The sequence below is a fragment of the uncultured Kriegella sp. genome, assembly GCF_963975415.1.
In the GTDB taxonomy this organism is placed as follows: domain Bacteria; phylum Bacteroidota; class Bacteroidia; order Flavobacteriales; family Flavobacteriaceae; genus Kriegella.
Genome location: NZ_CAXBGN010000004.1, coordinates 608330 through 623540, shown reverse-complemented (window position 1 = coordinate 623540; position 15211 = coordinate 608330). Strand labels below are relative to the sequence as shown.

Genomic DNA, 15211 nt, shown 5'->3' with positions numbered 1-15211 from the left:
AATCAAGATTTAGAGATAAAACAAGTCTTTTTTTACGAAAAAACAATAAAAATAAGGGTCAATATATCAAATATAAGGTTTTAAATGTTGCTAAAGAGGTAGGTAAATGTTGCATAGGTGCTGTCTCAGGTCAATAAAAACGGGGAATGCAACATATAGATACCTAAATGAGATTTCTTGGGCGCAATGGACGTTTATATTTACAAAATCCACGAACTGTTCAACCACGTGGATAGTATAACTTAACTAACATAGACAATTATGAATTTAAAAAGAATTTTATTGCTACTACTGTTCTTCAGTATGGTCTCGTTGCAAGCGCAGCAAGATTTGACGGGAACTATTACGGATGAATCGGGGCAGCCCCTTCCGGGCGTCAATGTCTTGGTGAAGGGTACCGCAACAGGTGCGGTTGCCGATTTTGATGGAAATTATGCTATAAAGGCGCCTGAAGGAGCCATTTTAGAGTTCAGTTACTTGGGATTTGTTACAAAAAGTGTTCCCGTAGGTACTGCGACTACTATTAATGTTGTACTTCAAGAAGATGTTTCACAATTAGATGAGGTAGTAGTCATCGGTTATGGTACTTCTACGAAAAAAGATTTGGTGTCTTCGGTGGCCTCTGTTAAATCTGATGTTCTGGAGAACCAACCAGTAGCTAGGGTAGACCAGGCTTTACAGGGCCGGGCGACAGGGGTAGAGGTCACTTCGAACAACGGAACACCGGGTACGGGTGCTACTATTCGTATTCGGGGTAATAGCTCAATTAACGGTAATAACGACCCCTTGTATGTAATCGATGGATTTATCGCGGGTACTGGTTTTAACTTAAACACTATTAACGTTAATGACATTGCATCTATTGAGATTCTAAAAGATGCGACGGCATTATCGATATACGGAACTAGAGGAGCCTCTGGTGTTATTTTGATTACGACCAAGAATGGTAAGGGAATGGCACCCGGGAAACCTGTAATTGCCGTCAATCATTATTATAGCCTACAAGAAACAGCAAATCGAATCAATATCTTGGATGGGCAAGATTTTATCGACTACAAAAATGAATCGTACCAGTTTGTACCCGGACCTGATGGTTTTGGGTTTACGGATACCAGTTTACCGCTGGTTTTTGATCCAGAAAACACGACAACCACAGATTGGTTGGATGTAGTAGAACAACCTGGTGCTATATCCAATACTGATGTTTCGATAACAGGAAATTCTGAAAACGCCAATTATTTTATTTCAGGAAACTACTTTAATCAAAAGGGGCTGTTACGAGGGTCTGGTTTAGAAAGGGTAAACTTTCGAACCAATCTTGATATCAGGGTTTCCGATAGATTTAAGACTGGTATTCGAGCGAACATGACACACTATAAAATAGAGAATAATAAGGTTAATTATGGGAATATCGTTAGTTCGGTATTGCCCATACGCCCAGTTTACCTTGAAGATGGCAGCTTTTCTTTTGAAAACCCTATTAGTGCCGGATTGGAACGTAATCCCGAGGCCGATATCCAACACCGGGTCGATCACGATTTGGTTACACAACTTATAACGAACGCTTATGTAGATTATAAGATAACTAAGAATCTCTCCTTTAAATCTACTTTTGGTGCCCAGCTGAACTATGTAAAACAAAATAATTATTTGCCAGGTATATTGCCTGAGCGTGTAACTGGTGGTTATGGTAGAATTAATACCAATTTTACCAAAAGTATATTGAATGAAAACACCTTGAATTATGACCTAGATTTAGACGACCATTCCTTAAAAGTATTGGGAGGTTTTACCTGGCAGAAAGATAATAACGAAAGTACGTTTGCCGAAGCCGATAATTTTCCGAACGATGTGGTTTCGTTCAATAATCTGGCTTTAGGTGATTCTGAAACAGCAACGGTTGGTTCCGGTTATGGTCAACGAACCTTGACTTCATTCTTAGGTCGTATTAACTACGGCTATAAAAGTAAATATCTGCTCACCTTGGTAGGTCGGTATGATGGGTCTTCGGTGTTTGAGACTGGTAATAAATATGCGTTTTTCCCCTCTATCGGTGCGGCTTGGAACGTTGATGAGGAAGCGTTTATGGTCGACTCTGATGTAATAAACAGATTTAAGATTAGAGGTAGTTACGGTATAGTTGGGGAGCAAGGTGTTGCCGCCTACAATTCCATTGCAACCTATGCCAATACGGCAACTGTATTTAATGGTTCTTTGGTAAACGGAGTGCTTGTTGGTCAAGTACCCAGTAGTGGTTTGACGTGGGAAACTACTAAACAGTTAGATCTTGGTCTCGAATTAGGCTTTTTGAACAATAGAATATCTTTTGAAGCCGACTATTATAAGAAGACAACGGAAGACTTATTGCTTGCAGTCGCATTATCTGGGCAGGTAGGGGCAAACTCAACAACGCAATTACAGAATTTAGGATCTGTACAAAATAAGGGTTTTGAATTAGGCTTGAATACCATCAATGTACAAAATGATAACTTTACATGGGAATCGAATCTCAGTATATCATCTAACAATAGTGAGATATTAGAGTTGGATGATCAAGAGTTTATCTCTTTGCAATCTACAGGAAATCAAGGAGGTAATTCGGCAAGGTTGATTGTCGGTGAAGCATTGCCAACTTTTGTGGGGGCTAGATATTTGGGCACCTATAAAACCGCCGAGGAGATTATTTCCGATGGAAGGGAGGGAAGGTCATTTATTGGAGGACCTCGATACGAAGATGTAAATGGTGATACCAATATCAATGACGAAGACTTTCAAGTACTTGGTAGTCCGATACCCGATTTTTACGGAGGTTTTAGAAACACCTTCACCTATAAAAATCTTTCTTTGGATGTGTTTTTTCATGGTAGTTATGGTGCTGAAATCTGGAACGTACGCACACAGACGGCATACTATGGTAGGGGAGAGCAAAATGTGGATCCTATCGTATTGCAACGTTGGATAGCAGGAGTAAATGAAACTTCCGACATCCCTAGAGCCGGACCATCGAACAGCCTATTTAACGTAAATAGTGATTTGAACATAGAAGATGGTTCTTATTTACGGTTGAAAACGATGACCTTGAATTATGATATTCCTATGGAAGCAAAAGGGCTCGGAAATGTATTCAGTGCAATGAATGTATATGTTACCGGAACAAATCTCTTACTCTTTTCAGACTTTACATTAGGTGACCCAGAAGTAAATAATTTTACCGCCGGAAGTGGTCTTGGCTCTGTTTCTCAGGGGTTCGCATCAGGACAATATCCTTATGCTAAAACAATAACCGTAGGTGTAAAAGTAGAATTTTAAAAAAAAATCGATATGAAAACTAAATTAACGAGCAAATTTTTGATACTGCTTTTGAGCTTTTTGGTATTGAGCTCATGTGACAAGTTTCTAGAAGAAGATTTAAGAGATGAGATTACACCCGATGCTTTTTTCACCAATGATAAAGAAGCTGAACTTGCCGTAAACGGGGTATACCGACTCTATCACAACAATAACCTTTACGGACAACGCGGACTTGACAATTATTACACCAGCGGTGCCGATATACAAGCAGCCAGTAGAAACGTAAACAATGCGATACACAATTATCTCATTCAAGAAGGTACGGCAGATGGTAATGGTACTTGGATCCAGCTATATCGTGTAATAAACAATACTACTGAGTTTATCTCCAATATCGAGGGAAATGAAAACCTTTCAGAGGATGCTATTAATCAGAGACTTGGTGAGTTGCTCTTTCTGAGAGCCTTAGCCTATTATCACTTGACGAACCTCTGGGGCGACGTCCCTTTTTATACCGAGCAATTACCGGTGCCGGAAAGATCTGTTTTAGGCAGATCTCCAAAAGCCGAGATAAGAAGTGCGATGAAAGCTGATTTGGCCAGGGCCTTTGATTTGTTGCCTGCTTCCTATTCAGGTAGCAATTTAGGTAGAGCCAGTAAATGGGCCGCTGCAACACTAAAAGCAAAGTACCACCTTTTTGATGAGGAATGGGCATTGGCGAAGGCTGAGTGCGATATCGTAATTGATCAAAGTCCGCATCGGCTCTTAGATAATTATGCCGACGTATTCGATCAATCAGACCCAAGCAACCAATACAATGACGAACATATTTTTGTAATCGATTTTGAGGCTGATTTGGTAGGTGAATTGTCTACCACAAGAACAGACGACTACAATCCGCGTATTAGGGATGAACCAGCTGGGCGTAATAATGATACCATTGTTGATGGGGTTTCAGGTAGTAAAGTATCGATTTTTCAAGGGTTGCTTCGCGATCGCAATGAAGATATGACCGGTTTCGGTTGGTCTGTTCCCTTACCCGAATTTGCTTTGAGGGAAAACTGGCAAGAGGGTGATCTAAGATATGATGCGACCATCGTCTCCGAATATTTGGGGTGGAAACTATCGTTCCCTTACTTTAGAAAAAATTGGAATCTAGACCAAGAAAATTCTTTGCGTAGCAATCACCCTGAAAATTATATTGTTTTTCGTTTGGCCGATGTCTATTTAATGGCGGCAGAAGCCGAAAATGAGTTAAATGGGCCTGGTAGTGCTTACGCCTATGTCAACAGGGTACGTGAGCGTGCGTTTGAACCAGATCAGCCTTGGGCTGGTATGTCGCAAGATCAATTTAGAGAGGCGATGTTCGATGAACGAAGGTTTGAATTGAGTGCAGAAGGACATCGTCGTATGGATCTCATTCGTTGGGGTATCTTGTTGGAAAGAGTGCAATCGGTCCAACATAGGGCATGGAACAACCCTGGCACCAATATACAGCCGTACCATGTTTTGTTGCCGATACCTCAAAACCAGTTGGAACTGAATCCAAATTTATTAGAATCGGATCCTTCGAACAACGGGTATAGGTAATACCTTAAATAAATCACTACCATGGGGCGAGTCTTCTGGTCCCATGGTATGCTTTGACACTAAACCAATGATGAGACATTTCTCGTATTTAGCTTTCCTTTTATTTTTGATTTTAGCTTTGTCCTCTTGTAAAAATAAAGGGCAATCAACAAAAGTATCCGCTGAAAACACAATTGAAAAATCGGTCGATAAACCCAATATTATATACATTTTGGCCGATGATTTGGGGTATGGGGATTTAAGTTCCTATGGGCAACAAAAGTTTACTACCCCCAATATCGACAAGCTGGCGAAAGAAGGAATGCTTTTTACGCAACATTATTCGGGAAGTACGGTTTGTGCACCCTCAAGGTCGGCATTGTTAACCGGTATGCACACGGGCCATACGGTCGTGCGCGGCAATAAAGAGATACAGCCCGAAGGTCAATATCCTATTCCTGATAATACGTATACCTTGGCAGAAGCTATGAAAAGGGCGGGTTATGTCACAGGTGCCTTTGGAAAATGGGGCTTGGGATACCCAGGTTCTGAAGGTGATCCATTGAACCAAGGTTTTGATACTTTCTTTGGATACAATTGCCAGCGCATGGGCCATAATTATTATCCGCGTCATTTGTGGGCCAATCAAGATTCACTTGTGCTTTCTGAAAATTTCGGAAGACAAAAAGGTGTATATGCACCCGAACTCATTCATGAGAAAACATTGGATTTTATTGAAGTTAATAAAGACCATCCGTTCTTTCTTTATGTAGCCTCGATTATTCCGCATGCTGAATTGGCCGCACCAGAAGAGGTGCTAAGTAAATATCGAGGGAAATTTCTTCCTGAAAAAGCGTATAAAGGCGTTGATGGAGGGCCTGAGTATCGATTGGGGCCTTATGAGTCACAAAAAGAAACACATGCCGCATTTGTTTCCATGGTTCAAATCTTAGACGGCCAAGTTGGAGAAATAATGGCAAAACTTGATAAACTGGGTATTGCCGATAATACCATTGTAATTTTTACGTCCGATAACGGCCCACATACCGAAGGTGGGGCTGATCCCGAGTATTTCAATAGCAATGGCCCATTTAGAGGCACTAAGAGAGATCTTTATGAAGGGGGCATTCGCGTACCGATGCTTGTAAAATGGCCGGGCAAGATTAAGGCAGGTAGTAAGACCGAACAAGTATCTACCTTTTGGGATGTCTTTCCTACGTTCGCATCCATTGTAGGCGGCGAGCTTCCAGAAAATCTAGACGGAATCTCTTTTTTACCAACCCTATTAGGTGATAAAAAGGAACAGCAAGATCATGAATACCTGTACTGGGAATTCCATGAGAAAGGGGGTAGACAAGCCGTGAGAATGGGTGATTGGAAAGGGGTAAAGTACAATGTGATAAAGAACCCGGATGCGCCCATAGAACTCTATGACCTGACTACCGATATTGGGGAAAGCAATAATGTAGCCAATAAGCATCCCGAAATTGTAAAAAAAATAGAAGATATATTAAAGGAGGCGAGAACTCCATCTGAGGTTTATAAGTTTAACCAAGGAACTTATTTAAACGTTAATTGAAAATAGTTGTTGAGTGAGTTGTTTTTCAAAAGGGTTTCCGATTATGGGAAACCCTTTTTCGTATTGGATGTATCAATATTATTTTAAAATAATAAGATAATTGCATTATTTTATAACAAACCCATGCAACGCTCAGCCCAAGAAATAATGAGAAAGTTTATTATCCTAACCCTGATAAGTAGCGCCTTCCATTTCGTGTCGGCACAATCAAATACCCTTCTCGAAGTTAATGTCGATACTAATGTCGAGCTTCAGACAATTCATAATTTTGGCGCCTCCGATGCTTGGGCCGCACAGTTCGTGGGTACATGGTCTGACTCAATAAAAAGTAAAACGGCGGACTGGTTATTTAGTATGGAGTCTAATAAGGAGGGTTCACCAAAAGGAATAGGCTTATCTGCTTGGCGGTTTAATATTGGAGCAGGTAGTGCCGCTCAAGGTGAAGAAAGCGGAATTAAAGACCGCTGGAGAAGAACGGAAGGTTTTCTACAGAATGATGGGCGCTATAATTGGAACAAACAATTGGGGCAACAGTGGTTTTTAAAAGAAGCAAAAAAAAGAGGGGTGGATCAATTTGTGGCCTTTGTCAATAGTCCGCCTATACAATTGACTAAAAATGAAAAGGCCCATTCCGATGATGGGCAAGGGGCAAATTTATCATCTGGCAATTATGGTGCTTATGCCGATTTTCTATCTAAGGTACTCGACCATTTTAAAGACAGCCTAGCAATTGATTTTGATTATATAAGTCCGTTTAACGAGCCGCAGTGGGAATGGAAAGGCGGACAGGAAGGTTCACCTTGGAACAATGATGAGTTGGCCAATGCGACTAGGGTTATAGATTCGGTATTTGTTCAGCAAAACATCCATTCCAAAATAGAAATTACTGAAGCTGGGCAAATTGACTATTTAACCGGCAAAAAAGACAAACACGAAAATAGAAGTGACCAAATTGAGACATTTTTTAGTCCAGATAATCCTTATTATTTAGGGAGTTTAAAGTCTTTGGCTCCAAAGGTCGCTGGGCATAGCTATTTTACGACCTGGGATGTTCAAAAGCTAAAAAGGAAAAGAGAACGAATCGCCGAAAAACTACTTAAATACCCTAATTTGGAATATTGGATGAGTGAATATTGCATTTTAGAGAACAATGATGAGATTCGAGGAAAAGGTAAGGATTTGGGCATGCGTACCGCGCTTTATGTGGCACGTGTAATTCATGCTGATTTGACTATTGCAAATGCCAGTGCCTGGCACTGGTGGTTGGCAATGAGTCCGTATGATTTTAAAGATGGGTTGATCTACCATGATAAAAAGGTCGACGATGGCACCGTTTCCGATTCCAAATTGCTTTGGGCATTGGGTAATTATTCCAGATTTATTAGGCCAGGGGCGAAACGTATTTTGGTAACATACAAAGGTGCTAATGATGTGGATAATTTAAAGGATGGGATTTTGCTATCCGCGTTCAAAAATAGGGACGGCAGTATTGTGGTCGTTATCGTGAATCAAAAAGACGAGATGTGCGACATTAAGTTGCATATGTCGCTGCCCTCAAAAACGCCGATTAAAAGTTATGTAACCAATGAATCCTTCAATTTGCATAAAATGGGTGCGGGTGAATTGGGCAACGGTAAAATACAGGTGTTTGATAAATCGGTGACAACGGTTGTTCTAAAACCCCAGCTTTGACAAAGGTTGGCATGGTGTTCCCAAGTTAAGCAATATGTACTTATAAGCGTCGAAAAAAGGCAACACTTTGATGTTGGGCGCTAGAAATAGGTGAACATCTATCAATCCTTTGGGACCATTTGTACATAAAATGGTTTAATATAACCTCCTTTTGGGCCTGTAATGAATGGGGTGAGTTTTGCCTCTCCTTTTTCCAATGGAACATTGTCGACTTTTAGTGTACCCTCAGGGATTGTTGCATAATCTTGAACAATTTCCATATCACCGATTTGGAGTTTTAATTCGGTCTTTCCCATTATTTTTCTTCCCAAATGAATGGTGATATCAAATAATCTTTTGTTTGCAACAGCAATATCCCAAGATGCTATATCTTGATCTAGTATTTCATCTTTATTAAAAATCGCATCGTTAAGATTTAATAAGGTAGGTGACTCGTGTTCGGTAGCGATGATAGCGGCATGCGAATTGATGAAATTAGGTTCATTAAGCATTTCATCCAACCAATCATCCATTTCCTTTTTTAGTCCTTTGGCTTTTTCAATAGCGTCGTTTACAATATTATTTTGTTCGAAATAATCGTGCTTTAAGTCATATAGTTCGAATTTGGTAATATCATCAGTCGCTTCATTATTGCCTACAAGCTTATAGTCGCCTTTACGTATACTAATATTTTCGTACTTCTTAGGGCCGCCTCTAACCCAACTGCGAACTATCGACCGATTGTTCAAATTATGTTCTTTATCAGTCAATATGGGTAACAGGCTTTGTCCGTCTAGTTTTCTGTCATCTGGAAGTTGGGCATTACATAACTCGGCTAGGGTAGGGAGAATATCATAATGGGCTGCGGGTATTTTAATGTCACGGTTACCTTTAAATTCAGATGGAAGTCTCCAGAAACTAGGTACCCTGACACCACCTTCGTACACATATGATTTTCTTCCTCTCATGCCTGCCGCATAACGATCGTGTTGATGGCCATTATCGGTTAAGAAAATAACAAGTGTATTGTCTTTGAGTCCCGAATTTTCAAGATTTTCGAAAAGTCTTTTAAGGTTATCGTCAATATTTGAAACCATTGCATATACCTTTCTTGCTTGCTCTTTCATCTTGTCGTTCATTTGAGGAAAAGGTCTTTGGTCATTTTCAAAGCCTGATGAAGGGTCTATGTCTTTATATTTGTCATAGTATTTTTGAGGTACCTGAAGTGGGGCATGTGGCGCATTGTAAGCCAAATACAAAAAAAAGGGTGCTTCTTTATTTTGGTCGATAAAATCAATGGCAGCATCAGTAAAGACATCAGTACAGTATCCTTCACTTTGAAACATCTTCCCGTTTTTCCAAAGTATGGGGTTAAAGTAACTACTGTCCCTTTTTCTTGTATTGGGCCAGTCTCCGGGTTGTCCGATGCCACCGGATAAATGGCGAACTGTAAAATCAAAACCTTGGTCTTGTGGTCGTGACGGGTAATTGTCTCCTAAATGCCATTTACCTACCATGCCTGTTCGATAGCCGACGTTTTTCAATATTTCAGCAATCGTAATTTCATGGGTCGACATAATCGCTCCACCTCTATAGGTGTCCCGAACTCCCGTTCTTAAAGGATACCGGCCTGTCATCAATGCCGCCCTTGTCGGGGCGCATACCGGAGAAACGATAAACTGATCGAACCGCACGCTTTCTCTTGCCAAATCGTCTATGGTGGGTGTTATGACATGAGGGTTTCCATAGAACCCTAAATCTCCAAAACCTTGGTCATCGGTCATGATGATAATAACGTTGGGTTTATCTCTTTTTCTTTCCTGTGATTTCACAACCAAAGAAGACAGCATAACGATTATGAGCGAAAAAAAAAGTCTATAATGATACATTTTTGGTCTATTCGGTTTTGTTGGAGTTGAATTCCCGTGTCACTGCTAGGACGCGGAAACGAGAATACTATATGAACCTTCTGGGAGTTCAAATTCTCCTGTTTCTAGATTTTTGACAGTATTCCCATTAAGCTTTTTGCCATTTTTAGAGATACTTATTTTTTTTGATGCATCTATTTTTAGACTTACTTGGGCGCTGCTGTTTTGTGGGATGGTCATTTCGTAGCGGTAGTTGCCTGATGACTCTCTTTTCCAGTTGGAAATTATGGTGCCGAAAGGAGAATTATATGCAGTATTTGTAAATTCAAGTCCTTCTGGCGTCGAGGGTGCAAGAATGAATTTCTGAAAGCCGGGATACTGGGGGTCGGGGCGAATGCCGCCCAACCATCTATAAAACCATTCGGTAATGGAACCGAACATAGGGTGGTTGTTAGAGAAAACACCATCACTTTCTTTCCAGGTCTCCCAAACTGTTGTTGCACCATTGTCTATCATAAAGCCCCAACCGGGGTACGCTTTACTGTTGACTATATCAAAAACCATCTGCGGGGAAATATTCTTCGAAGCTGCCTCTAGTACATATTTGGTACCAAAAATGCCTGTGTTGAAATGTCCCGAAGGGCCATTGTTAATGGCTTTTTGTAATGAATCTTTGGCGGCTTCAAGTTCACCTTCAGGAATAATGTTATGGTATAACAGGGTAGAAAATAGTGTTTGACGGTTTATTTTTTTGGTTACAGTTTTGTCCCAAAATTCGTTTTTGATCAGTTTTTTTAAATGTTCTGCAAGCTGGCCATAGCTGGCTTCATTTTCTTCATCGCCCATTACTTTAGCGAAAGTCTCCATTATTTCGGCACATTGCATATAGTGGGCCGTACCTGTCAATTGTACGGGTACCGGTTCTAAAGATTCATGGTCGCTAAGTCCGTTATCGACTAGACCTTCAGGGTGGATTCTTGCCACCTTGTCCATCCACTTTTTGTTTTCGGCATAAAGTTCCTTGACAATGGCTGTATCATTATAATACAAGTACAGATAATACTGCGTGGTTAGGTAGGCAGACTCCCAACTAATACCACAATATTGAACGCCTGCAAAGGGAGCCGTGTCAACGAAGGTGGAATCTTTCATGGCGTCGATCCAATCGTAAATTGTTTTCCGATAGAAATCCTGCATATCATAATTATTGATATAAGCTTCGCTTGTCGCATTTAGATCGCCACCGTATCCGAATTTTTCTCTGGCGGCACAATCTGATTGTACGCTGACCAAATTGGTTAAAAATGATCGTTCGGTAATTTCTTGGATGCTGTTCAACAACTCGGAAGAACTATTGAAATTACCGGCATCGGCGACATTCGAGTGCATCACTAAACCTTGTATATCTGAAAGATTCGGAGCTTTGTTCAAACCTTTGATTTCCATATACCTGTAAACGTGGTAGGTGAATTCTGGTTCAAACCATGAAAACGGTTCATCGCCCACAATATAGCTATCTGTTTGCCATGCGATTTCCGGTGCTCCGGGGCCGCCAACACCTTTTTTCTTTATTTGGCCTATTACCGTAGTCATAGGATTCAATGATCCATCGTCATAAATACGCTCGCCAAACCTAAAATGAATGGTATCGCCTACTTGACCACTTAGTTTGATTTTATAGGTGCCTGTAAAATTAACGCCCATATCAACGATATAAACTCCCTTTTTCGGCTCGGTGATGGCAATAGGTGCTATGGTTTTAGTTATTTGTACAGGAGGAAAAAATGCCTGTTGCAATTTCCCACCGGGACCATTCCCCACGATTGCGCTTGCCCATGAAGAATCAATAAAGCCTGATTGGTTCCAATTATCTATTTCCTGATTTGCATCATAAACGGTACCCAAATAAACACTGTTCTTGAGTATGGGACCATAGCCATATCTCCAAGTTTCGTCTGTGCTTATCGTATCGATTTTGCCGTTTTTATACTCCACAATTAGGTTGGCAATAAAGGCAGGTTTGCCAACGGTAAGGTCTGTACGTAGGTTTCGCCTGCCCCATTTTCTAAGGGGAAGCGGATTGTAAAAGCCGTTTCCTAAACTGACCCCTAGGCAATTGTCGCCATTTTTAAGTTGAGAAGTAATATCGTATTCAGTGAAGTAGGTTCTTTTGCTATAATCCGTCCAAGCGGGATCTAAAACATTTTTTCCTATGGCTTCGCCATTGATCGTTCCCTTGTAATATCCGGCAGAAGTGATGTATAGCTTTGCTTTGGCAATTTCGCCTTTGGGTTTGAATTCTTTTCTAAAAATAGGAGCCGGATGTTCCAAATAAAATAAAGAATCTTTTTCAGGAAGCTCACGGTCATAGGTTATCCATTTCGCTTCTTCAAATATATCGGAAGCGGATAGTGCCAAGGTTTTGTCTTCTATAGTTTCTGTTTTTTCTTTACACGAATAAAAACCACAGAAAATGATACTATAGGCCACAAGTCGGGCAAGGTTCAAAAATAAACTCGGGATTGATTTAATCTTTGTCATTTTGGCTATGCTTTTTTATTTTGTTTGGTCGGGATTAAAATAATATACCGCACTTTTACTATAAAAGGAATTTGTTTCCTCCTATTCAGATATAACACGGGCTTCGGCCCAGTTTCCAAATACTTTTTTTCCCGTAAATTCCAATAGGATAAAATCCAGGTTTTTTACATCAATATCTAATTCTGCCTTTTCTCCCTTTTTAATTTTGCCGCTATCAAAAAGAACCCGCCCCCCGAATCTTTCTTCTACCATTATTTTAAATTGCCCAGTAGAATCTTTCGGAGCGGTTTTGTCCAAAGCAACGATAGCCTTGAATCGGTCTGCTTTTGAATTGAGTCGGTACATGGTCGAGGAATTACTTTTAACCCCCAGGCCTTTTTTATACTTCTTTCCCTTGATTTTTATTGGTTTTCCATGGAAGTTGGTATCGGTCGCCGGGGCATTTCCTTTTTTTAACATATAGAAAAGGTCGCTGAGGTAGGTGGTTCCCAATTGGGTGACGGTGTATTTGTCTTCCGATACCGCAGCCGGACCTTTGATAGGAGTTGCTCCTTTAGTTCCGATTTTTACGAGTACATGCTCATGCTTGCCAAGATTTGTAGCAGTAAATGAATTATCGAATTCGCCCAAGTCTTTTTTACGCCATAAATCCCGAATTTTTTGTTTCCCTTGAAGTCCTATAGCATTAAACTGTACCCTGATATTGGTTCTTTTTTCTCCTTTGTTCAGTAATAAGACAGCTGTTGTGCCATCGGCTAATGGTTTATTATAAATTTCAACACTGTCTCTGTCAAATACTTTATACCCCTGATGTGCCCTAGCATCTTGATTGATGGCGATTACTTCAGACGCCAATAATATGTTTTTGGTTTCTTCGGTCATGGTACTGAGGTCATTTCCTGCCATTATCGGCGCTGCTAAAATACTCCAAAGGCTGAAGTGCGCCTTGTCTTCTAAAGTAGTTTTTAAATTACCGACTTGGAGCATATCGGGGTCGTTCCAACTATCGGGACCGGCAAATTGCCATAACCCTTTGAAAGCGGGATGGATAGATCCGTCACCTCCGGAGGTATTTGCACAGTTATAGACCGATCTTATGGTAGGATAAATATCGCCCGATGTACGCCAAAGCTCGCCATAGTTTTTACCGCCCCAAGCCCAGGCACCGCTACCGAAATCTGAAATACTCAACACCATTGGTCTGCCCGTGTTTTCTATAGCCTTATGATAAACATCTAAATCTTCACTGGATAGACGTCCGTTTTTTATCGCAAAACAAGCGTCTAGTTTGATGTAATCTACTCCCCAGGAAGCGAAAGAATCCATATCGGTCTGTTCGTGTTCGAAACTACCGGGCAGTTTTTGGCAAGTAAGATCGCCCCTACATTCGTAAATTCCATATTTAAGTCCTTTGCTATGAATATAATCGCCTATGGCCTTCATGCCCCCAGGAAATTTGACCGGATCGGCGACCAACTGACCATCCTCATTTCTTTCCGGTGCCATCCACGCATCGTCGATAACCAAATATTCGTAGCCCGCATCTCTCATGCCCGAACTGACCATAATATCGGCCATGTTCATTATTTTCTTTTCATCAATATCCTTTTCAAAAGCATTCCAGCTGTTCCAGCCCATGGGTGGGGTGGGGGTCAGGTACTCATTATCATAGTTTTTTACATTCTTTAATTCTGGCTTGAAGTTTTTATTGTTTTCAAGTAAACCCAGCATGGCTTTTGCCATCGATTGGCCGACAAGCAGGTACGATTCTGCATTTCTACACCAATGGTAGGTCTGTTTGGAAGGGGAGTCCTCAATGTCACGCCAAAAATCCCTAGTATCGACAACGGATACGTTGTTCTTGAATTCTGGATAATCGGCCATAGCCAATTGTGCGTTCATTAAAGATAGTGCTAAGGGATTTTTGTCTTCCCAGCCCTTCATGCCGGTAGTGGCAATGACAAAAGGAAGTTCGGGGCTGCCAAGGTCACGTCTGACATCTTTTATCAGATGCTTTAGGTTTGACTCATACGCTGCATTTGCTTTTTTATTGGCGCGGTCGTTCCAACCTTGATGCCAACCAAAACCAGAAAGTTCGTAGCCTTCACCTTTGTAGTCTGGAACATATTGATCTAAATGGTCTAATACTTTGTATATGGTAGACATCATTTGAACATAGTAATAACCAGTATCTTTAGCTTGGGCGGGGGCGTGGTCATAGCCTTTTTCACTTGCTGCACTTGGCGGGCAGAAATCAACTGCCAGACTTTTACCACCCCAGGCCGTTTTTATAAGAAGTACCTTGTTTTCAAAATTTTCGCCCATAACATGGCCGAACTCTAGTTCGGGCCCAATGGTGGTATCAAATGCCCCATATCCCGCACTCAATTTCCCCGTTTTTATAGAATCGAATTTATCCCAGGTATAAATAGATACATCTTCTCTTTCACTCCAATCTCCATTGGAATTGACCAAATGTTGAAAATCACCATTTTTGTCATTTTTGACGACCCATTTTAGATTGCCTTTTTCCCCTTTTTCAATTTCACCATGCCCTTGCATATTTGATTGGCCCGCTAGAATAAATACCTTAACCGGTTTTTGGGCATAGACCGTTGTAGCCGACAAGAACAGTGTGAACAAAACTAGTCTGAAAAAGCTATTCGTGATATCTGTAATTGGCTTATTCATA

Annotated in this window: 7 protein-coding genes; 4 read left to right on the top strand and 3 right to left on the bottom strand. The window is 40.9% G+C overall.

All coding sequences use genetic code 11. From position 1 onward, the window contains the following. Positions 1-261 precede the first annotated feature (261 nt). From AACZ88_RS12250 to AACZ88_RS12235, 4 genes are all read left to right on the top strand, one after another. The gene (locus tag AACZ88_RS12250; protein ID WP_339710569.1) at positions 262-3309 is read left to right on the top strand and encodes a TonB-dependent receptor; all 3048 of its coding nucleotides are present in this window, start codon (positions 262-264) and stop codon (positions 3307-3309) included. 12 nt (positions 3310-3321) lie between these two features. Continuing rightward, positions 3322-4881 (top strand): RagB/SusD family nutrient uptake outer membrane protein, encoded by a 1560-nt coding sequence (locus AACZ88_RS12245; RefSeq protein ID WP_339710566.1) that lies wholly within the window; start codon positions 3322-3324, stop codon positions 4879-4881. Between the two features lie 67 nt (positions 4882-4948). Beyond that, the gene (locus AACZ88_RS12240) at positions 4949-6439 is read left to right on the top strand and encodes an arylsulfatase (RefSeq protein WP_339710564.1); all 1491 of its coding nucleotides are present in this window, start codon (positions 4949-4951) and stop codon (positions 6437-6439) included. 147 nt (positions 6440-6586) lie between these two features. Then, positions 6587-8131, top strand: a complete 1545-nt coding sequence (locus AACZ88_RS12235) for a glycoside hydrolase family 30 protein (protein ID WP_339710562.1) — start codon at positions 6587-6589, stop codon at positions 8129-8131. A gap of 101 nt (positions 8132-8232) precedes the next feature. Here the strand turns inward: AACZ88_RS12235 and AACZ88_RS12230 are convergent, their stop codons facing one another. From AACZ88_RS12230 to AACZ88_RS12220, 3 genes are all read right to left on the bottom strand, one after another. Further along, the gene (locus AACZ88_RS12230; RefSeq protein WP_339710560.1) at positions 8233-9999 is read right to left on the bottom strand and encodes an arylsulfatase; all 1767 of its coding nucleotides are present in this window, start codon (positions 9997-9999) and stop codon (positions 8233-8235) included. Between the two features lie 45 nt (positions 10000-10044). Further along, positions 10045-12519, bottom strand: coding sequence for a family 78 glycoside hydrolase catalytic domain (locus AACZ88_RS12225; RefSeq protein WP_339710558.1), 2475 nt, complete (start codon positions 12517-12519; stop codon positions 10045-10047). Positions 12520-12600: 81 nt separating this feature from the next. After that, positions 12601-15210 carry a sialate O-acetylesterase gene (locus AACZ88_RS12220; RefSeq protein ID WP_339710555.1) on the bottom strand — a complete coding sequence of 870 codons (2610 nt, stop codon included), beginning with the start codon at positions 15208-15210 and terminating at the stop codon, positions 12601-12603. Position 15211: the final 1 nt, after the last annotated feature.